Origin of the sequence: Amycolatopsis ponsaeliensis (genome assembly GCF_030182635.1) — a bacterium.
GTDB classification, from domain to species: Bacteria; Actinomycetota; Actinomycetes; order Mycobacteriales; family Pseudonocardiaceae; genus Amycolatopsis; species Amycolatopsis ponsaeliensis.
Genome location: NZ_JAPZLD010000024.1, coordinates 87,234 through 106,327, shown reverse-complemented (window position 1 = coordinate 106,327; position 19,094 = coordinate 87,234). Strand labels below are relative to the sequence as shown.

The 19,094-nt window shown below is 68.5% G+C and carries 18 protein-coding genes and 2 pseudogenes; 9 read left to right on the top strand and 11 right to left on the bottom strand.

The features are described 5' to 3' along the window. Positions 1-42: 42 nt before the first annotated feature. The 7 genes from QQ657_RS31800 to QQ657_RS31770 all read right to left on the bottom strand — a co-directional run bounded on the left by QQ657_RS31800 (position 43) and on the right by QQ657_RS31770 (position 5,403). Positions 43-750 carry a FadR/GntR family transcriptional regulator gene (locus QQ657_RS31800; protein ID WP_284745963.1) on the bottom strand — a complete coding sequence of 236 codons (708 nt, stop codon included), beginning with the start codon at positions 748-750 and terminating at the stop codon, positions 43-45. Between the two features lie 114 nt (positions 751-864). Beyond that, the gene (locus QQ657_RS31795; RefSeq protein ID WP_284745962.1) at positions 865-1,047 is read right to left on the bottom strand and encodes a hypothetical protein; all 183 of its coding nucleotides are present in this window, start codon (positions 1,045-1,047) and stop codon (positions 865-867) included. Between the two features lie 82 nt (positions 1,048-1,129). Then, the gene (locus tag QQ657_RS31790) at positions 1,130-1,516 is read right to left on the bottom strand and encodes an RbsD/FucU domain-containing protein (protein WP_284746016.1); all 387 of its coding nucleotides are present in this window, start codon (positions 1,514-1,516) and stop codon (positions 1,130-1,132) included. Next, positions 1,420-2,424, bottom strand: a complete 1,005-nt coding sequence (gene larE / locus QQ657_RS31785; protein WP_284745961.1) for an ATP-dependent sacrificial sulfur transferase LarE — start codon at positions 2,422-2,424, stop codon at positions 1,420-1,422. The genes QQ657_RS31790 and larE overlap by 97 nt, the downstream gene beginning before the upstream one ends. Further along, entirely contained in the window at positions 2,424-3,704 is a 1,281-nt protein-coding gene (larA, locus tag QQ657_RS31780; RefSeq protein WP_284745960.1) for a nickel-dependent lactate racemase, read from the bottom strand. Before larA ends, larE begins: the two co-directional genes overlap by 1 nt. Beyond that, complete coding sequence (locus QQ657_RS31775; RefSeq protein WP_284745959.1) at positions 3,701-4,549, bottom strand: amidohydrolase family protein; 849 nt, start codon at positions 4,547-4,549, stop codon at positions 3,701-3,703. The genes larA and QQ657_RS31775 overlap by 4 nt, the downstream gene beginning before the upstream one ends. Before the next feature lie 2 nt (positions 4,550-4,551). Further along, complete coding sequence (locus tag QQ657_RS31770) at positions 4,552-5,403, bottom strand: fumarylacetoacetate hydrolase family protein (RefSeq protein WP_284745958.1); 852 nt, start codon at positions 5,401-5,403, stop codon at positions 4,552-4,554. 275 nt (positions 5,404-5,678) lie between these two features. Here QQ657_RS31770 and QQ657_RS31765 point away from each other — a divergent pair, with 275 nt between their 5' ends. The 7 genes from QQ657_RS31765 to QQ657_RS31735 are packed head-to-tail and all read left to right on the top strand — an operon-like array spanning position 5,679 to position 14,588. Then, positions 5,679-6,995, top strand: coding sequence for an enolase C-terminal domain-like protein (locus QQ657_RS31765; protein WP_284745957.1), 1,317 nt, complete (start codon positions 5,679-5,681; stop codon positions 6,993-6,995). Then, entirely contained in the window at positions 6,992-7,759 is a 768-nt protein-coding gene (locus tag QQ657_RS31760; protein WP_284745956.1) for an SDR family NAD(P)-dependent oxidoreductase, read from the top strand. Before QQ657_RS31765 ends, QQ657_RS31760 begins: the two co-directional genes overlap by 4 nt. Then, complete coding sequence (locus tag QQ657_RS31755; protein ID WP_284745955.1) at positions 7,756-8,811, top strand: sugar ABC transporter substrate-binding protein; 1,056 nt, start codon at positions 7,756-7,758, stop codon at positions 8,809-8,811. Before QQ657_RS31760 ends, QQ657_RS31755 begins: the two co-directional genes overlap by 4 nt. A gap of 37 nt (positions 8,812-8,848) precedes the next feature. After that, complete coding sequence (locus QQ657_RS31750; RefSeq protein ID WP_284745954.1) at positions 8,849-10,351, top strand: sugar ABC transporter ATP-binding protein; 1,503 nt, start codon at positions 8,849-8,851, stop codon at positions 10,349-10,351. Further along, a complete protein-coding gene (locus QQ657_RS31745; RefSeq protein ID WP_284745953.1) occupies positions 10,344-11,372 on the top strand; it encodes an ABC transporter permease in 1,029 nt (342 codons plus the stop codon). Before QQ657_RS31750 ends, QQ657_RS31745 begins: the two co-directional genes overlap by 8 nt. Positions 11,373-11,374: 2 nt before the next feature. Continuing rightward, positions 11,375-12,280 carry an aldo/keto reductase gene (locus QQ657_RS31740; RefSeq protein ID WP_284745952.1) on the top strand — a complete coding sequence of 302 codons (906 nt, stop codon included), beginning with the start codon at positions 11,375-11,377 and terminating at the stop codon, positions 12,278-12,280. 25 nt (positions 12,281-12,305) lie between these two features. Continuing rightward, positions 12,306-14,588 (top strand): alpha-L-fucosidase, encoded by a 2,283-nt coding sequence (locus tag QQ657_RS31735; protein WP_284745951.1) that lies wholly within the window; start codon positions 12,306-12,308, stop codon positions 14,586-14,588. A gap of 278 nt (positions 14,589-14,866) precedes the next feature. Here the strand turns inward: QQ657_RS31735 and QQ657_RS31730 are convergent, their stop codons facing one another. Next, the gene (locus QQ657_RS31730) at positions 14,867-15,367 is read right to left on the bottom strand and encodes a MarR family winged helix-turn-helix transcriptional regulator (RefSeq protein ID WP_284745950.1); all 501 of its coding nucleotides are present in this window, start codon (positions 15,365-15,367) and stop codon (positions 14,867-14,869) included. An 82-nt stretch (positions 15,368-15,449) separates the two neighbouring features. On the opposite strand from QQ657_RS31730, the gene QQ657_RS31725 reads away from it, so the two are divergent. Together QQ657_RS31725 and QQ657_RS56775 are read left to right on the top strand one after the other, a co-directional pair. After that, on the top strand, positions 15,450-16,547 hold the full coding sequence (locus QQ657_RS31725) for an NAD(P)/FAD-dependent oxidoreductase (protein WP_284745949.1): 1,098 nt from the start codon (positions 15,450-15,452) through the stop codon (positions 16,545-16,547). Positions 16,548-16,645: 98 nt separating this feature from the next. Further along, positions 16,646-17,269: pseudogene (locus QQ657_RS56775) on the top strand (HAD family hydrolase); the annotation flags it as partial. 99 nt (positions 17,270-17,368) lie between these two features. On the opposite strand, the pseudogene QQ657_RS56770 reads toward QQ657_RS56775, so the two are convergent. The 3 genes and pseudogenes from QQ657_RS56770 to QQ657_RS31710 all read right to left on the bottom strand — a co-directional run. Continuing rightward, a pseudogene (locus tag QQ657_RS56770) lies at positions 17,369-17,566 on the bottom strand (NUDIX domain-containing protein); the annotation flags it as partial. Positions 17,567-17,653: 87 nt separating this feature from the next. Continuing rightward, a complete protein-coding gene (locus tag QQ657_RS31715) occupies positions 17,654-18,547 on the bottom strand; it encodes a phosphotransferase family protein (RefSeq protein WP_284745947.1) in 894 nt (297 codons plus the stop codon). Then, complete coding sequence (locus QQ657_RS31710; RefSeq protein ID WP_284745946.1) at positions 18,525-19,019, bottom strand: glycine-rich domain-containing protein; 495 nt, start codon at positions 19,017-19,019, stop codon at positions 18,525-18,527. The genes QQ657_RS31715 and QQ657_RS31710 overlap by 23 nt, the downstream gene beginning before the upstream one ends. Positions 19,020-19,094 lie beyond the last annotated feature (75 nt).

Here is a 19,094-nt window from a genome sequence, read left to right as displayed (position 1 = left end):
GGTGCGCGAGGACGAAAACTCTCGGCCAGTCCAATGTGGACGTTACTCGGCATCCAGCTCTTGGGCATCCGCCAGGTGTGCTCTCAGCCACCGTTCGGAGGTGTCCACGTGCATCAGGGCCGCGGCGGTGGCGACGTCGGCGTCGCGGTTGGCCAACGCGGTGTAGATGGCCCGGTGCTGGGCCAGGGTTGTGTTCGTGACGCCGCGGTCGACGGTGCCGCGCCAGATCCGGGCGCGCAGGGTACGGGAGGATACTCCCTCCAGCAGGGTGGTCAGGGTTTCGTTGCCCGTCGCGGCGATCACCGTGCGGTGGAAGGCCGCGTCCAGGACGGTGAGGCGCTCCACGTCGTCGACGGCCTCGCACATCGCGTCGAGGAGTTCCGCCACGGCGGCGAGTTCGTCTTCGGTGATTCGTGTGGCGGCGAGCCTGGTGGCGGCGGGTTCCAGCAGCCGGCGCACCTCCGTCAGTTCGAGCACCGTGCCGCCGCCCATGAGGGCCACGGCGTTGCCGAGACCTTCCAGGAGCAGGCTGGGTGCCAGGCTCGTGACGTAGGTACCGTCGCCGCGTCGGATCTCCAGGACCCGGGCCATGATGAGGGCCTTGACCGCCTCGCGCATCGGGCTGCGCGAAATGCCCAGCTCGGTGGCGAGCTCCTGCTCCGGGGGGAGCTTCGCGCCGGCGGGGAACCGGCCGGACTGGACGAAGCCCCGGATCCGGTCGATCGCCTCGTCGGTCAAGGACCTCGACATGGCGTGCTCCTCGGTTTCTGCTGGAAGCCGGCTGACAGCCGGCTTGGGCGTTTTTGTGGTGACACCGATCGTGTGAATGCCGGCCGAACAGTGCCGTCTCGGCTGTAGGGGTGGTCATGACGGGAGCAGTTGCCACTGTTCCTGAGAAACGCCGTTGTACAACCACTGTTCGGCGCCGACTTCGGTCAGCCGGTCGACGATGTTGGGGTCGAGTACCCCGTTGCTGATCGTCTGGCCCTGCGGCGAGGCGTAGGTGTCCCCGGCAGGTCCGCCGGGAAGTCCTGATGACGGTGTCACGACAGTGCTCCAGTGGTGCTCGCGGATCCGGTTGCGCCGGGCACCTGATCGCCGTTGACGGGTGCTCCGTGAGACGCGCCCGCTACCCGGGGGACTCCGGGAGGAAACCGACGGTCAGCAGCAGGTTCGCGTAGTGCCGGGTGTCACCGGAGGCGATGCACAACGCGACGTCGGGGCGGCGGCAAGTCTGGTAGAACTCGAGCCGCGCGATCGGCCGGAGCGGAATCTCGGGCCCGAGCAGTTGCTCGTACCCGGCCCAGCACGCGGGGACGCTGCCGTCGTCCGGTCGCATCGCGACGACCGATTCGACGGGCACCGTGTCCAGCAGCGAGGTGAGGATGTCGTCGATCCCCACCAGCCCGGGACGCAGGTTCAGGTACACGACGTCGGCGCCGGGATGGACGTTGGTCGCGTGCGCGTAGTTCGCGTCGGCAATGAGGATCTGCGACCCGTGCCCGGTCGCGGCCAGCGCGCCGAGCAGCGGTGGGTGCAGCAGCGGATAGCGCAGCATCGCGTCTTCCTTTCCGGGTGTTGTCCGGGCCCGTGGTTGAGCGCGCCGGCGCGGAAGGTCGTGACGGTGGCTCCGGCGAAGCCTTGGGACCGGACCAGGCGCAGGATCTCGCCGTCGTGGCAGAGCCACTCGGCCAGCGGGGCATCGAGTTCGACGCGGGCGTGGCCGCCGAGATCGCGTACCCGCAGGTCACGGCAGATCATGCCGCGGCGTGAGAGCACGGACCGGACGGCGGCTTCGGCCCGCTCGATCCGGGCGAGCGTGGTGATCGTGACCGGGACCCCGTACCGGACCCGGCTGGCGAGGCAGGGCATCGCCGGCTTGTCCGCTGTGGACAGACGCCACAACACGCTGATCGCTCGTACGTCCGCTTTGCTCAAGCCTTCGTCCCGGAGGGGAGTGACGACGCCGATCTCGTCGCCTGCCCGGATCCCGGGGCGGAACGGGTCGGCCGCGTCGTCGGCGTTCGTGCCGGTGGCCACGACCTCGATGCCGTGCGACCGGGCAAGCGCGGCGATCGTACCGAGCACCGTGGACTTGCAGAAGTAGCAGCGATCGCGGCCGTTCGCGGTGTAGCCCGGCTGGTCCAGTTCGGCGGTCATCGGTGCGGACCGCCAGACCAGCAGCCGCGCCCCGGCTTCGTAGCGCCCGTCCGGCACGTCGGCGAGGACCTGCTCGGCCACTTCGGCTTCGACGCGGCTGACCAGGACCGGCCCGGTGTTGTGCGCCAGCAGGGTCGTGACGATCGCGCTGATCTGGTCGGGCTGTTTGCCAGGCGCGTACACGACTTCAGGCAGTCCCTGACGCCGTTCGCGGTCGAGGTCCACCCGGGCGTGGCCGAGATCGGCCGTGCGGAGTGCGGTCATCACGCTTCTCCGTTCACGTAGGGGATGGTGAGCGGGCCTTCGGGCAGGACACAGACTCGCGCGCCGGGGCCCGCGGCGGTCAGTGCTTTGGCCACGGTCGCGGCGATGTCGGTGGTCTGGGTCAGGTGCGCGGTGGCGAGCTCGGCGTCGGTGAGGTAGCCGGTGTGCATGACGACCCGGCAGTCGTGCTGGATCTTCGCCTGGATCTGGACCTGCCACTGGTCGGGCACCGTCACCGGGCGGGCCGCGATCTCGGCCAGCAGCGCGCCGGGCGAGCTCGCCGACGCGAGCACTTCGCGGTAGGACCCGTGGTCGGGGAACCCGTCGCGGCACTCCGCGGCGCAGACGATCGTGGCGCCGGGCTTGGCGATCCGGTACGCGGCCGACATGCCTTTGACCGCCTGGTAGAGATTCTGGTCGAGCGGGTGGCCCGAGTTGGTGGTGACCACGACGTCGAACAGCGCGGGCACCGGCCGCATCGCGACCGTGCGGGCCACGGTGACGGCCGCGGCGTGCATCGGGAACAGATCGCCACCGAAAGCGGCGATGACAGCCTTGTCCCGGTTGAGGATGACGTCGAAGCCGAAGGTGACGTCCGCGGCCGCGGCGATCGCGCGGACGTCGTCGTGCACCGGGTTGCCCTCGATGACGCCCCAGGTCGCCCGCGGGCTGCCGATCCGGCCCGCGTCGTGCAGGACCAGCACGGTCTCCAGTGCCGCCAGGCCGGGGGCGACGAGCTTCGGGCCGCCGGAGAACCCGGCGAAGAAGTGCGGCTCGACGAACCCGGTGGTGATCCGGACGTCGGCGTCGAGCCACTCGCGGTTGAGCCACACGGGCACGTCGTCGCCGAATCGGCCGAGCCAGGCCATGCGGTCGCGGTCGCGGGCGTCGTGGTTGACGATGCGGACCGTGTCGACCACGTCGTCCCCGAACATCGCGCGCAGTTCGGCGTCGGAGTTGCCGCGATGGGTGCCGGTCGCGACGAGCACGACGACGTCCTCGAGCCGCACGATCCCGTCCAGCTCTTCGAGGATCGCGGGGATCATCAGCTCGCGGGGCTGTGGCCGGGTGCCGTCGCAGGCCGAGATCGCGACCGTCTGGCCGGGCCGGACGCGTTCGCGCAGCGGTGGCCCCGCAACGGGTTCCCGCAGTGCCCGGCGCAAGACCGTGCGCGGGTCTTCGGAAACCGGGTGGTGGACCGGCGTGACGACGGTGGTGACCGCCGGGTCGATGGCCAGGTCGAGTCCGGTTCGGCCGTAGGCGAGCTTGACGGTGGTCATGGCTGGTCCAGTCGGTAGATCCGGGCGGCGGTGCCGCCGGAGATCTCGGCGCGCTCGGCGTCGGTGAGCCGGGTGAGCAGGGATTCTGTGGTGCGCCACACGGTTTCGTAGCCCGCGGCCAGCAGGCACACCGGCCAGTCGGAGCCGAGCATCAACCGGTCTGGGCCGAACGCGGCCAGCGCGGTCTCGACGTAGGGGCGCAGATCCTCGGTTGTCCAGTGCTCGAGGTCCGCCTCGGTGACCAGGCCCGAGATCTTGGCGGCCACGTTCGGCTCGTCGGCGAGGGTCTTCAGGTGGATCGCCCACGGGTTGACCTCGCGGGTCGCGATCGGGGGCTTCCCGAGATGGTCCAGGACGAAGGTGAGGCCGGGCACCGCCCGGACGGCCTCGATCGCCGCGGGCAGCTGATGCGGGAGGACAAGGAGGTCATAGGCGAGCCCGGCGTCCCGCACCGCCCGCAGGCCGCGCAGGACGTCGTCGCGGACCAGCCACCGCGGATCCGGTTCCGCCTGGACCAGGTGGCGGATGCCCACCAGGAGTTCACCGCCGGGCACGGCACGCAGCCGCTCGAGGTCGGAGTCCACCGTGGACGAGGTGAGATCGGCCCAGCCGACCACACCGGCGATGAGCGGGTTCTCCTCGGCCAGGGCCAGGAACTCGATGGTCTCGTCGAGGTCGGGCAGGACCTGGACGAGCACGGTCTGGCCGATCCCGGCGGACCCGGCCGCCTTCTGCAGGTCCGGTACCCCGAAGTCGCGGCGGATGTAGGACGTCTCTTCGCCGTCCAGCCAGGGCTGAGGGCGAGCCGAGAGCCGCCAGAGGTGGTGATGCGCGTCGACACGCATGGCTATGCCCGGCCCACCCGATGCCGTTGGCTGCCCAAGCCGTCGATGCTCACGGTCACTTCGTCGCCTTCCGAGAGGTAGGGGAAGTCGTTGGCGCCGAAGGCGACCCCGGCCGGAGTGCCGGTGTTCACGACGTCACCGGGCTCGAGCACCATGAACTGGCTCAGGTACCAGAGGACGTGGTCTACCCCGAACAGCATGTTCTTCGTGCTGCCGTCCTGGCGGGGCTGCCCGTTGACGGCGAGCCGCAGGCCGAGCGACTGTGGGTCGCCGGCCTCGTCGGCGGTCACGAGCCACGGGCCGAGCGGGTTGAAGGTCTCGCAGGACTTGCCCTTGGTCCACTGTCCGCCGCGTTCGTGCTGGAAGTCGCGCTCGCTGACGTCGTCGGAGATCGCATAGCCCGCGATGACCCCGGCGGCGTCCTCCGGTGTCGCGAGGTAGCGGGCGGTCTTGCCCACGATGACGGCGAGCTCGACCTCGTAGTCGGTCTTCGAGCTGGTGCGCGGGAGCAGGACGGTGTCGTCGGGTCCGACGATCGTGTTGGTGGCCTTGAGGAACACGACCGGTTCGCGTGGCGGCTCGGCACCGGTTTCCGCGGCGTGGTCGGAGTAGTTCAGGCCGATGCAGATCAGGTTTCCGGGGCGGCTCACCGGGGCGCCGACGCGCAGGCCCGTGGTGTCCAGCTCCGGCAGGAGCCCGAGCTCCAGGGCGTCGGCGGTGCCGGCGGGACCGTCGTCGGCGAGGAAAGCGCCGTCGATGTCCGCTGTCAACGGCCGGAGGTCCCACGCCCGCCCGGCCGCGTCGAGCACGACCGGGATTTCCCGGCCGCGGTCGCCAAGTCGTTGAAAACGCATCGTTGAGTCCTTCACGGGAGCGAGCTGTGCCCTGAGCGGGCCGCTCGAAAAGCTAACAGACATGTGATGTCTCAGTCGAGAGCTCTTCGGGGGATGGGAAAAAAGCTGCACATTGCAAGCGTTGGTAACACTGTGTCCAAGTTATGGTCGTGTTACGGGCATCGTCTGGACAATCGATCATCTGACGCGTAGCCATACATATGTTGTCTCACGGCCCTGGTGTCGCTCATCGACACAGAGCGCCCGGGCATCGAATCCGAGTGAGAGGTGGCCGTGTGGCCGAAGTGATCAGTGCCATCGACGCCGTAGATGTCCGGTTTCCGACCTCGCTCGACCTTGATGGATCCGACGCGATGAATCCGGAACCGGACTACTCGGCCGCCTACGTGACCATCCGGACCAGTGGCGGGCAGGACGGGTTCGGCCTGGCCTTCACCGTCGGGCGCGGCAACGACGTCCAGGTCGCCGCGGTCCGGGCGCTGGTTCCCCTGGTACTCGGCATGCCGGTCGAAGAAATGCTTTCCGACCTCGGCGGCTTCTCCCGCCGCCTCACCGGCGACAGTCAGCTGAGGTGGCTCGGGCCGGAGAAGGGCGCCATCCACATGGCCGCCGCCGCGATCATCAACGCGGCCTGGGATCTGAAGGCTCGCATCGAGGGCAAGCCGGTCTGGCGGCTGCTGGCCGAGATGACGCCGGAGGACCTGGTCGATCTGGTCGACTTCCGGTACCTCCAAGAGGTACTGACCCGTGAGGAGGCGCTGGACATCCTGCGGCAGGCCGAGCCGGGCCGCGCGCAGCGCCAGGCCGAGTTGCTCACCACGGGCTATCCCGCCTACACCACGAGCCCGGGCTGGCTCGGCTACTCACCCGAGAAGCTGGCCAAGCTCGCGACCGAAGCCGTGAATGACGGCTTCACCCAGATCAAGCTGAAGGTCGGCGCCGACCGCGACGAGGACGTCCGCAGGATGCGGCTCGCCCGTTCGGTGGTGGGACCAGACATCAAGATCGCGATCGACGCCAACCAGGCCTGGGGTGTGGACCAGGCCATCGAGTGGCTGGCGCCGCTGGCGGAGTTCGACCCGTACTGGATCGAAGAACCGACGTCCCCGGACGACGTGCTGGGCCACGCCGCCATCCGCCGGGCGGTGGCGCCGATCAAGGTCGCCACCGGTGAGCACACCCACAACGCCGTGATGTTCAAACAGCTGTTGCAGGCTGGGGCGATCGACATCCTCCAGCTCGACGCGAGCCGCGTGGCCGGCGTCACCGAGAACATCGCGATCCTGTTGCTGGCCGCGAAGTTCGGCGTTCCGGTGTGCCCGCACGCCGGGGGTGTCGGGCTCTGCGAGATGGTGCAACACCTCTCGATGTTCGACTACGTCGCCGTCAGCGGGACCCAGCAGGACCGGGTCATCGAATACGTGGACCACCTGCACGAACACTTCGTGGACCCGGTCAAGATCGCCGCAGGCCGCTACGTGACGCCGACGGAGCCCGGCCTCGGGGCGCGTCTGCATGCCGAATCCGTGGCCCGATACCGGTTCCCGGACGGCCCAGCCTGGCATGAGGCCACCCAGGCGGTGGTCGCGTGAGGGAGTTCGAAGGCATCCGCGCCGTCGTCACCGGCGGAGCTTCGGGTATCGGGCTTGCCACGGCCCAGTTACTGGCCGAACGAGGTGCCCGGGTCGTCTGCCTCGATCTCAAGGAAGCGGTCGACCCACCGTTGACGGGAGTGCACGCCGACGTCTCGGACGACGAGTCGGTGCGCACCGGGGTCGCCGAGGCCGTGGACCGGCTGGGCGGCCTGGACGTCCTCGTCAACAACGCGGGAATCGGCGCGCAGGGCACTGTCGAGGACAACGACGACGCCGAATGGCATCGCGTGTTCGACGTCAACGTGCTAGGCATGGTCCGGGTGAGCCGGGCCGCGTTGCCGCACCTACGGAACTCCGGCAGCGCGGCGATCGTCAACACCTGCTCGATCGCCGCGACCGCGGGGCTCCCGCAGCGCGCGCTGTACAGCTCCACGAAAGGCGCGGTCCTCGCGCTGACCCGGGCGATGGCCGCAGACCATCTGCGCGAGGGCATCCGCGTCTGCTGCGTCAACCCCGGGACGGCCCACACGCCGTGGATCGACCGGCTGCTGGCCACCGCCGAAGATCCCACGGCCGAACTGGCCGCGCTGGCCGCCCGGCAACCGTCCGGACGGCTGGTCACGGCGGACGAAGTCGCTGCGGCCATCTGCTACCTGGCCGGCCCGGAGGCCGGTGCGACCACCGGCACCGATCTCGCCGTGGACGGCGGTATGTCCGGCCTGCGGCTCCGCCCCCAACCGCTCAACGAGGAGAGGTCATGAAGTTCTCAACCCTGTGTGCCGCCGTCGCCGGCGTCCTGACCGCGGCCACGCTGGCAGGCTGTAGCGGAAGCGGCTCCACCGCCGCCTCCGGCAGCACCGTCGTCGGAGTCGACTATCCCCGTTCCGACACCGACTTCTGGAACGCCTACATCAAGTACGCGCCCCAGTTCGCCACGCAGCTCGGCCTCGACATCAAAACCACCAACTCCCAGAACGACATCGCGAATCTGACGGCAAACGTGCAGACGATGATCAGTCAGGGCGTCAAGGGTGTCGTCATGGCCCCGCAGGACACCGCGGCGGTCATCCCCACGTTGCAGCAGCTCGCGACGAAGAAGATCCCCGTCGTTTCCGTCGACACCCGGCCGGACCAGGGCAATGTCTACATGGTCGTCCGCGCGGACAACCGTGCCTACGGCGAGAAGGCCTGCCGGTTTCTGGGGACCAAGCTCGCCGGCAAGGGCAAGGTCGTGATGCTCGAAGGCGGCCTGGACTCGATCAACGGGCGGGACCGCACCGACGCGTTCAACGAGTGCATGAAGACGAACTTTCCCGGCATCACCGTGTTCGGCGAGGCCACGAACTGGGACGCGAACACTGCGGCGCAGAAGCTGCAGACCCGGCTGACGGCCAACCCGGACATCAAGGGTGTCTACATGGAATCGAGCTTCGCGCTGGCCGGGACACTCCAGCTGCTCAAGCAGCGCGGTGTGCTCGTGCCCGCCGCGGATCCGAAGCACGTGTTCATCGTGTCGAACGACGGCATCGCCGAGGAACTCGACAAGATCCGGGCGGGCGAGATGGACGCGACCGTCTCCCAGCCGGCGGACCTGTTCGCCAAGTACGCCCTGCAGTACATCAAGGACGCCATCGCGGGTAAGACACCGGTGGCGGGCAAGACCGACCACGACAGCACCATCCTGCAGATCCGCGAAGGCCTGATGGAGGACCAGCTCGCGGCTCCGCTCGTGACCGCCGACGGCGCCACCTTCGGCCCGGTCACCAGTGTCAAGGTCGACGACCAGTCGTTGTGGGGCAACAGCAAGAACTGATGCGAACCGGCGTCCCCGCTTCAGAGAGGAAGCGAACATGAACACCATGCCGGTGGTCGAGGCACACCAGTTGTGCAAGCGTTATGGCGCCACGGTCGCACTGGACCACGCCGACCTGGCCGTCCTACCCGGACAGACGCATGCCCTCGTCGGCCGCAACGGCGCGGGGAAGTCGACGCTGGTGTCGGTCCTCACCGGACTGGACGGCCCGGACTCCGGGACCGTCCGGTTCGGTGGCGAACCGGCGCCGAAGGCCTCCGATCGGGACGCCTGGCGGGCACGGGTCGCGTGTGTGTACCAGAAGTCCACGATCATCCCGGAGTTGTCCGTCGCGGAGAACCTGTTCCTCAACCGGCAGGAGACCCGCGCCGGACTGCTTCGCTGGCCCGCGGTCCGGCGGGCGGCTACGGACCTGCTCGACCGCTGGTCGGTGGACGTCGACGTCCGGCGGCCGGCAGGGGAGCTGAGCGTCGAACAGCGCCAGTTCGTCGAGATCGCGCGATCGCTGTCGTTCGGCGCGCGGTTCGTCATCCTCGACGAGCCGACCGCGCAGCTCGACGGCGCCGCGATCACGCGGCTGTTCGAGCACATCGCCGAGCTGCAGCGCCAAGGTGTCACCTTCCTGTTCATCAGCCATCACCTGCAGGAGGTCTACGACATCTGCGACACGGTGACGGTGTACCGCGACGCCCGGCACGTCCTGACCTCACCGGTGGCGGACCTGCCGCACGCCGATCTGGTGGCAGCGATGACCGCGGAGGACACCGGTTCGGCGATCGAAGCCCGGATCACGACGGCTCGCCGCGATGCACCACCTGTGCTGCGCGTGCGTGAGCTGAACCTCGAGCCGGCCTATGCCGACGTGTCGTTCGACATCGCGCCCGGCGAGATCGTCGGTCTGGCCGGGTCGGGTGGCAGCGGCAAGACCGAGGTCGCCGAGACCGTCGTCGGACTGCGCAAGGCCGGATCCGGGACCGTCCGGATCGGAGACCGTCGGCCTCGGCCGGGGGACGTCCCGGCGGCATTGGCCGCAGGGGTCGGGTTCGTCCCCGAAGACCGGCATCACCAGGGCTTCGTGCCGGAGATGTCCATCGCGGACAACGCCACGATGAGTGTCATGGACCGGCTCGGCCCCGGCATCTTCGTCAAGTCGGACAAGCGGGATCGGCTCGCCCGGACGATGATCACCCGGCTCGAGGTGAAGACACCCGGCCCCGAGCTGCCGGTGTCGGCACTGTCGGGCGGGAACCAGCAAAAGGTCGTCATGGCCCGCGCGCTGGCCGGCGACCCACGCTTGCTCGTGCTGATCACCCCCACCGCCGGTGTCGACGTGCGCTCGAAGGAGTTCCTGCTGGGCAAGGTCGCCGAGATCGCCGGCGCCGGCGCCGCGGTGCTGATCGCCTCCGACGAACTGGACGACCTGCGCCTGTGCGACCGGGTGCTGGTCATGATCCACGGCCGCCTGGCCACCGAACTGCACGCAGGTTGGCAGGACCGCGACGTCGTGGCCGCCATGGAAGGAGTCGACCTCGATGTCTGAGACCCCCACCGCGCTCCGCGACGCCGAACCGCAAGCCACCGCCCCTGTGGCGTCCGGCACGCAGCGGCTCGTCCTGGCGCGGCTGCGCGATTTCGCCCTGGTACCGGGGATCATCGCGATCGCCGTGGTCGGCCAGCTGGTGAACCCGGTGTTCCTGCAGTACGACAATGTGATCAACATCCTGCAGACGATGTCGGAGATCGCGCTGCTGGTGCTCGCCCAGACGATGGTGCTGGTCGTCGGCAAGATGGATCTCTCGCTGGAATCGACGTTCGGACTGGCGCCGGGTGTGGCGGCCTGGCTGACCGTCGAAGGCGGGCACTCGCTCGGCCTGCTGCCGGGCTGGGCCGCGCTGCCCGTCGTGCTGGCCGTCGGGGTGCTGGTCGGCGCCTTGAACGCGCTGCTGATCGTCCGGTTCGGCCTGAGTGGCTTCGTCGTCACCCTGGGCATGCTGATCGTCCTGCGCGGCCTGCTGACCGGCATCTCCGGTGGGCAGACCTTCTTCGGCCTGCCCGAGGAAATGCTGTACTTGGGTACCACGCTGTGGGCCGGGGTCCCGGCATCGATCTGGGTCTGTGTGCTGCTGTTCGCGGGTGGGATCGTGCTGCTCGGCTACACCCGGTTCGGGCGCAGCCTCTACGCGATCGGCGGAAATCCTGACGCGGCGAAGGCGGCGGGCATCCGGACCGACCGGATCGTCTGGATCGTGCTGATCAGTGCCAGCGCGCTCGCCGCGCTCGGCGGCCTGCTGCTGTCCGGGCGGCTGGCTTCGGTCGCCTCGGGGCAGGGCAACGGCTACATCTTCACCGTGTTCGCCGCGGCTGTCATCGGCGGCGTGAGCCTCAACGGCGGCCGGGGCACGTTGTTCGGCGCGTTCACCGGAATCCTGCTGCTCTACATGATCCAGAACGCGCTCACGCTGGCCGGAGTGCCCGCACAGTGGATCGGCGCGCTCAACGGCACGATCATCCTCGTGGCGCTGGTCATGTCGCGCATCACCAGCGGTAAGCAGCAGAACTGACGATGCCGGATCCCTTCGAGCAGCGGCAGCTTCGGCGTGCCGAGGTGACGATGAGCAGGCTGGGTGTCGGCACGTCCGGTCTCGGCAACGTCTTCGGTCAGGTGGACGAGGAAGTGGCCGTGCGGACCGTGCTGGCGGCCGCACAGGCCGGGGTCCGTTACTTCGACACTGCCCCTTACTACGGCTACGGCGTGGCCGAACGCCGGCTCGGGCAAGCGCTGCGCGGGCTGCCCCGGGACTCTTACACAGTGTCCACCAAGGTCGGCCGGACACTGTCCGAACAGGATTGTTCCTTCGATTTCTCCGCAGGTGCGGTGCGAAAGGACATCGAGCTGAGCCTGGAGCGGCTCGGTCTCGACCGCCTCGACATCGTTTACGTGCACGACCCGGACGAACACGAGCAGGACATCTACGACCACGCGTGGCCGGAGCTGCGGCGGCTGCGCGAAGAAGGTCTGGTGTCGGCGATCGGCGTCGGGATGAACCAGTGGCAGATGCCGGCCCGGTTCGTCCGCCGTCTCGACGTGGACGTGGTCCTGCTCGCCGGCCGCTATACACTGCTCGACGCGGCGGGCAGCGTGCTGCTCGACCTGTGTGGCAAGGCCGGGGTGGACGTCGTCCTGGGTGGTGTGTTCAACTCCGGCTTGCTCATCGACCCACGTCCAGGGGCCTGGTTCGACTACGCGCCCGCGTCGCCACTGCTCCTCGCGAGGGCTCAGCGCATGCGGGAGATCGCGGGAGAGTCCGGCATCGGCCTGCCCGCGGCCGCACTTTCCTTCGCCGTCGCCCATCCCGCGGTGACGTCGGTTCTGGTCGGTGTCACCGGCCAGAACCAGCTCGACGAGAATATCCGGTCCTTCCGGCGGAACGTTCCGCCGGAGCTGCTGCGGCAGCTGACGACCTGCTAGTCCACCCAACGATCGGGAGGTCGCAATGACGCATCCTGCTGAGAATCCCTTGTCCCGGCGCAGGTTCGGCGCCCTCGCGGCAGCCGGGCTCGCCGCTACGGCCCTGCCCGCCGTACTGCCCGGCGGAGCCACGGCCGCGGCGAAGTGCGGCCGCTACGAAGCCGACTGGCCCTCGGTCGACCGTCATCCGCCGTCGCCGGAATGGTTCCAGGACGCCAAGTTCGGCATCTACTGGCACTGGGGCGCGTTCACCACGCCGGAGTACGGCAGCGAGTGGTACGGCCGGGACATGTACCGGCCGGGCAGCAACGAGAACAACCACCACAAGGCGACCTACGGCGATCCCACGGTCTGGGGCTACGACCGGTTCATCAACGGCGGGACCGACGCCAACGGCAATCGCGTCCAGTTCGCACCGAAGCTCGTGTCGCGGGGCGGCCAGTTCGACCCGGAGGAATGGGCCCGGGTCGTCAAGGACTCCGGCGCGAAGTTCGCCGGACCGGTCGCCGAGCACCACGACGGCTTCTCGATGTGGGACAGCAAGGTCAACGAGTGGAACTCGGTGGCCAAAGGCCCGCGGCTCAATCTGCTGGACCTGTTCGCGAAGGCCGTGCGGGGCCAGGGGCTGAAGCTGCTGGTGGCCATGCACCATTCGTTCAACTACAACGGTTTCTACGACTTCTCGCCACGCCAGACCGACCCCAGCCTGCAGAAGCTGTACGGCCAGTTGCCGCGTGCCCAGGAGGACGCGCTGTGGTTCGCCAAGCTCAAGGAGGTGCTCGACCGCACCCGGCCGGACATCCTGTGGCAGGACTTCGGCCTGAATTCGCCGGGCTACTGCTTCAACAGCGGGCCGTGCGCGGTCGGCGAGCAGCAGCGCCTGGAGTTTCTTGCGTACTACTACAACCAGGCCGAGAAGTGGGGCAAAGACGTCGTCGCCACCTACAAGCACTTCGACCACGGTTTCGACACTCTGGGTGAGGTCGCGGACTACGAGCGCGGGGGACCGGCCGACATCGTCCGGCCCTACTGGCTGACCGACGACGCGATCAGCAGCAGCAGCTGGAGCTACACCCAGGGCATCGGCTACTACTCGAGCACACAGATGATCCACGCGCTCATCGACCGGGTCAGCAAGAACGGCAACATGCTCCTCAACATTTCGCCGACTCTCGAAGGAACCATTCCCGACGAGCAGCGCGCGGTGCTGCGCGACGTCGGGGACTACCTCCGTCGTGAGGGCGAATCGATCTACGCGACGCGCGCGTGGGACGTCTACGGCGAAGGCCCGACCAAGATGGGCGGCGGTTCCTTCGTCGCGCCGAAGGTCGGGACCGCCAAGGACATCCGGTTCACCCGCGACAAGGCCGGGCGCGTCTTGTATGCGACGGTTCTGGCCTGGCCGGGCGATGCGGCAACGTTGACCATGACCACTTTGTCGGGCAAGCGTTTCGACGCGTCCTCGCTCAAGCGGGTCGAACTGCTCGGCGCGCCCGGGATCCGGTTGTCCTTCAGCCAGGACGCGGACGGCCTACGGGTAGTCATGCCCGCCGCGAAGCCGTTCGCGTCGCCCGCGTACGCGCTGCGGCTGACCTTCGCCGGGAAGATTCCCGGGGTGCGTCCCGATACCGGCGCGGCCGTGTTCGCCGACTGGAACTACGGCGGTGCCAATGCGGCGCTTACCGTCGGTAGTTATACCGCCGCTCAGTTGCAGGCGAAGAGCCTCGCACCGCGGACCCTCTCGTCGATCTGGCCCGCCGACGGCTACGAGACCCAGGGATATTCGGGCGACGGCCTCTCCGGAAAACGGACCGTGTACACCGCGCCTGCCCCGGACCTGCGGACGACCGGCAGCGATGACACCATCGTGTCCGTGCGGGTGAGCTTCGACCCCGCGCGGTGGTTCCGGATCATCAACGTCACCAACGGTCTCGCCATCGACGGCGGCGGCGCGGTGGCCCCTGGCAGCCCCCTGAAGACCTGGACCTGGGACGGCAGCCCGAACCTGCAGTTCCACATCGAGGAAGCCGGCGACGGGTTCTTCAAGCTTCTCAATCGCACCAACGGCCTGGTCCTCGACGGCGCGGGCGCCACCCAGCCCGGGTCGAACCCGGTGCAGACGGGTTACACGGGCGCGACGAGCCAGCAATGGGCGATCACCGACACGGCGACCAACCTCTACGCGATCGCCAACCGCGCCACCGGACTCGTGCTCGACAGCGGCGGCAATGTCGGCTCGGGTTCGCCGCTCAAGCTGTGGAACGACGACGGCAGCCCGAACCTGCGCTGGCAGATCTTCGTCAGTTGAAACACAACATCCCGCCCGGCCGGCGGTTTCGTGCCATCGGCCGGGCGCCGGCGGGGGAGACCGGTAGAGGTCCGCTGTCCGGGATCAGTCCACGACCGCCGTATCGGCACCGTCCATTCAGGACGTCCGCGGCACCGCGTTGATGAAGGGGCGACCCGTACGCGCAACAACAACCACCGTCCCGGACCCGCGCAGACGCCGTCGAGTGAGCGCGAGCATGTCGATCTACCAGCCGGGTCTGCCGGCGATATCGCGGTCGCTCGAGAAAGTGTCGAGCGTTACTCGGCGATCTCTGTGGTGATAGCGCTGATGGACGGTCCCTCGTTGGACTCGATGCGGTCAACCGTCTGGCGGCTCCACTCGTGGACAGCCGCGGCCTGGTCGGGGGCAAGCACCTCGAAGAAGTAGCGGCGAATGTTGTCCGCGTGACCCAGGAGGGCGTTCTGGGCGGCGCTGCGGCCCTTGGCGGTCAGGCCGATCCCGGCGCGGCGGCCGTTGGACTCGTTGTCGGTCCGGTTCACCAGTTCGCGGTTCTCCATCCGGGTCAGCTGGTGCGCGACGCGGCTCTTCTCCCAGTCGAGCGACTCGGCCAGTTCGCCGACGCGCATCCGGCCCCCGGGTGCCTGGTGCAGAGTCACGAGCACACTGAACTCGGCCTTGGAGATGCCGTACTCGCGCTGCAGATCGCGGTCCAGCTCGCGGTTGAGGAGGCGATGAGCCTGCATCCAGATGTGCCAGAGCTCCCACTGCTCGGGTGTCAGCGTGCGTGGTCCGGCCATGGCCGAATCATACCGGCGACGGAGTTGACGAGACAACTTTTCGAGCTATAGTTGTCACGTCAACTCGTCTAGGAGGCGCGGCATGGAACGTACGGTCATGGTCATCGGCGGAGGGTACGGCGGAACGCTGGTGGCCAAAGAGCTGGATGCCGCCGCGAACGTGATTCTCGTCGATCCCCGGGAGGGCTTCGTCAACGCAGCCGCGTCACTGCGGGCGCTGACCCGACCGGACTGGGCGCCCAACGCGTTCTTCCCGTTCGGAACCCTGCTCGAGCGGGGACGGGTGATTCGCGACCGGGCGGTCTCGGTGGACCCGAAGGGCGTGACGCTCGCGTCGGGTCAGCGGGTCGAGGCCGACTATCTCGTGCTGGCGACTGGCTCCGGCTACTCGTATCCAGCCAAGCCGAACCCGGAAGCCAACGACGTCGCCCAGCAGTTGGACGATCTCCGAAGGACACACAAGGAGCTCTCCGGCGCCGGTCGCGTGCTGATCCTCGGTGCCGGCCCGGTCGGCCTGGAACTGGCCGGCGAGATCAAGGACGTTTGGCCGGACAAGGCCGTGATCATCGTCGACCGGGCCGACCAGCTGCTCCCCGGGTTCCTGCCCGAGGTACGCGACGGTCTGCATCATCAGCTGAACGAGCGCGACATCGAACTGCGGCTGGGCGCCGGCCTGACCGCGCTGCCGCCGGTACCGCCCGGCCAGGCCGCCCGCTTCGCGGTCACCACCGACCAGGGCGAGGAGATCGTCGCCGACATCTGGTTCCGCGCGTTCGGCGTCCGGATCAACACCGGCTGCCTGGCGGACGGACATCTGACGCCGCTGACCGACCAGGGAATGATCCCGGTCACCGAGCACCTGAACGTCCGGGACCACAACCACGTCTACGCCGTTGGCGACGTAGCCGATCTCCCGGACCCGAAAATGGCGTCCTACGCGATGGAGCACGCCGCGATCGTGGTGAGGAACATCAGGGCGCAGCTCGCCGGCGACCAGCCGGACGCCGTCCACACCCCGACACTCGACCGGCGAATCCTGCTCCCGCTGGGAACACACGCGGGAGTCGGCCAGCTCCCGACTCCCCACGGCCCCTCCGCGGCGACCACGGAGACGGTCCACGAACGCAAGGGTGCTGACCTGTTCACCGCACGATTCGCCGCCCGGTTCAACCGAGCTTGACCGCCCCGGCCGCCGCAAGACTGATTTCGGCAAGGTGAGTTGGCCTCACCTCGTTCGGGTGTTTCTGCTGGTCGAGTGCCAGTTGTGGCGCGGCGGCAGTGCCTACCGCAGCCGAGCGCGCCTTCAAGATCGGATTCCTCGACTCAGCTGGCGTCGCGGCAGCGAGAATTGAGAGAGGCGTCGGATGTCGGGTTCGAGGACGTCGCTCCGGTCCCGTCGTTCCCGGCTCGGACGTCGACCGACAAGGCGGTCGTCGAGCGGACGTTCGGATCGATCAACACGCTGTTCTGCCGGCACCGTCGCCGGCTACGCCGGCTCATCGGTCGCACAGGTCTCCGCCAGATGAGTGGCTCTTGGGGAGAGTGCACAGGGTGTTCACGGGTGCGTTGCTCTTCGATTTCGATGGCCTGCTGGTCGACACCGAGTCCGCGGCGCTGCGCGCGTGGCAGGAGACGTTCAGGGAGCATGGTGCTGAAATTCCGCCGTCGGCATGGCACGCTGTGCTCGGAACGCAGCACACCAAGGCTGCGATGCTCGCCCTGCTCGGCCGTCGGAAGGACGAGCTCGATCTTCGGGCGACCTGGCTGACGGTGAAGGCGCGGATCGTCGCGCTGCTCGAGGACGAAGGGCCGCGTGCCGGCGTCGTGACGTATTTGGACACCGCGCGCGAACGTGGCCTCCGGCTGGCGGTGGCGTCGGGTGCGACACGAGACTGGGTGGTTCCCCGGCTGCGCGATGTTGGCCTGCTGCACGCGTTCGACGCCGTAGGTGAAGCGGCTTTCGCGGGTCCAGAGCTTGCGGCCGATCTGGTCCACGACGAGGCCGGTCTCCTCGGCTATCTCGCGCCGGGCGGTGTCCTCGAGCTTCTCGCCGGGGTCTTGGCCGCCGCCGGGGAGTTCCCACCAGTGGTGGCTGGGGTCGTCGGGGTCGCGGGTGTGGATGAGCAGGACTTCGTCGTCGCGGTTGAGGAGCAGGACGCGGGCGCCGACCCGCAGGGCCGGTTCTCGATCGATGGTCACCTGGTGGTCCTCGTGGTCGAAGCTATGGTGCTCGGCGTCGGCGGACGCCGGGGTCTCGAAGGCTCAGCCAGTCATCGTTCGTGCGGTTCAGGGACGGCTCGCGAGTCGGTGGTGCGCCCAGGCCCGCGCGGCGGCGGTGAGAGCCGGGCGGTGGGCCAAGGGCTGGTGGCGTTCCAGGTACTCCCAGATGCCCCAGATCGCGACCGCGAGAGCCGTTCGTGGTTCCGCAGGAGCTTGCCGCCAGGTCGGTAGCTGCTCTGCCCAGGCTTCGGCGTCGGCGGGGTCGTGTCCGGCTTCGATCAGGCGCGTGATGAGGAACCCCGGGTCGACGGCGGCGTTGGCGTGCCGGGACCAGGCCCAGTCGACGATCCGGACCTTGCCGTCGTGCGCGAGCAGGTTCAGCGCGTGCAGGTCGGTGTGGGCGAGGGTGTTGCCGGCGACGAACTCGATCGCGGCGGCTTCCCAGGTCGTCAGCTGGTCGAGGTGATCCCGAGCCCACGGGTCGAGATCGGACGGGGTGTCTTTGGCGAGTCGTCGCCAGGCAGCCAGTCGAGCCCACTGCTCCGCCAGGATCGGTGCTTCGACTGACGCCGTCTTGAGCCCGTCGGCCATCGTTGTGACGGCGTCTCGCACTGCGTCCAAATCAGGCGAGTTCGGTGACAGGTCGACGTGACGTCCGGGGGAGTGCTCGAAGCCGAGCAGCAGCCAGCCGTCGGCTTCGGTGTGCCACAGCAAGCGAGGCGTGACCGACTTCGGGAGGACCGGGTTGACGGCGGCTTCGTGCCGGTGCATGCGCCCGCGTTTGCCGTCTGCGTCGGCGATTCCCTTGCAGAAGATGGTGCCCGAGGCGGTGTCGAGAGTCGCGGAGAAGTCGGAGTTGCGGCCGGCGCTGGGAAGCACTGCCTCGTGGACGTCGCCGGTCTCGTGTTCGATGGCCGCCCGGACCATGGCGGGCAGCTCATCCCAGGTACTGCGGGGCATGCTGCGCGTCCTCCTGGCTTGTCGGCGGCGGGTCGTCGTGGCAGCCATTGTGGCAACCGGTGCAGCTGCTGAGCGCGGTGCGTGGCCAGAGGGCGTCGTCCAGGTGGAAGCCGAGCGTGCGCATGGCCGTGACCGTGCGTGCGAGGACGTCGTCGGGGGACTTGCCGGTGTGTTCGTTGTCGTTGGGTACGTGGTGGATGAAGCGGCCGGCTGCGCGGTCGCAGAAGGTGGCGTACTCGCTGGTGTCGAGGAGGAAGGTGTGCCAGCCGATGTCCACGAGCTCGCTTGGTGCGAGCGGGGCGCCGACGTTGGTTGCGCACGCGAGGAGGAAGGCCAGCGCCTGGTCCATGATGCGCTCGGCGAGGTCGCGCTCGAAGGACTCGGTCTTGACGATGCGGTCGGTCAGCCGGTGGAAGAGGTCGTGGGAGACGAGGGAGCGTCCGGTCCGGTGGGTGCTGGTCGTGATCGACATTGCGGGTTCTCCTTCAGATCAGCAAATGGGGGCTGTTCACTGTCGGCCGAGGCGGTCCTCTTGGAGCAAGATGCC

What these genes read in the sequence shown, in the direction of transcription:
- larA (WP_284745960.1), bottom strand. Translation starts at nt 3,704, where the DNA reads ATGACCACCGTCAAGCTCGCCTACGGCCGAACCGGACTCGACCTGGCC.
- QQ657_RS31770 (WP_284745958.1), bottom strand. Translation starts at nt 5,403, where the DNA reads ATGCGTTTTCAACGACTTGGCGACCGCGGCCGGGAAATCCCGGTCGTG.
- QQ657_RS31710 (WP_284745946.1), bottom strand. Translation starts at nt 19,019, where the DNA reads ATGTCGATCACGACCAGCACCCACCGGACCGGACGCTCCCTCGTCTCC.
- QQ657_RS31775 (WP_284745959.1), bottom strand. Translation starts at nt 4,549, where the DNA reads ATGCGTGTCGACGCGCATCACCACCTCTGGCGGCTCTCGGCTCGCCCT.
- larE (WP_284745961.1), bottom strand. Translation starts at nt 2,424, where the DNA reads ATGACCGCACTCCGCACGGCCGATCTCGGCCACGCCCGGGTGGACCTC.
- QQ657_RS31750 (WP_284745954.1), top strand. Translation starts at nt 8,849, where the DNA reads ATGAACACCATGCCGGTGGTCGAGGCACACCAGTTGTGCAAGCGTTAT.
- QQ657_RS31740 (WP_284745952.1), top strand. Translation starts at nt 11,375, where the DNA reads ATGCCGGATCCCTTCGAGCAGCGGCAGCTTCGGCGTGCCGAGGTGACG.
- QQ657_RS31730 (WP_284745950.1), bottom strand. Translation starts at nt 15,367, where the DNA reads ATGGCCGGACCACGCACGCTGACACCCGAGCAGTGGGAGCTCTGGCAC.
- QQ657_RS31745 (WP_284745953.1), top strand. Translation starts at nt 10,344, where the DNA reads ATGTCTGAGACCCCCACCGCGCTCCGCGACGCCGAACCGCAAGCCACC.
- QQ657_RS31800 (WP_284745963.1), bottom strand. Translation starts at nt 750, where the DNA reads ATGTCGAGGTCCTTGACCGACGAGGCGATCGACCGGATCCGGGGCTTC.
- QQ657_RS31725 (WP_284745949.1), top strand. Translation starts at nt 15,450, where the DNA reads ATGGAACGTACGGTCATGGTCATCGGCGGAGGGTACGGCGGAACGCTG.
- QQ657_RS31715 (WP_284745947.1), bottom strand. Translation starts at nt 18,547, where the DNA reads ATGCCCCGCAGTACCTGGGATGAGCTGCCCGCCATGGTCCGGGCGGCC.
- QQ657_RS31755 (WP_284745955.1), top strand. Translation starts at nt 7,756, where the DNA reads ATGAAGTTCTCAACCCTGTGTGCCGCCGTCGCCGGCGTCCTGACCGCG.
- QQ657_RS31735 (WP_284745951.1), top strand. Translation starts at nt 12,306, where the DNA reads ATGACGCATCCTGCTGAGAATCCCTTGTCCCGGCGCAGGTTCGGCGCC.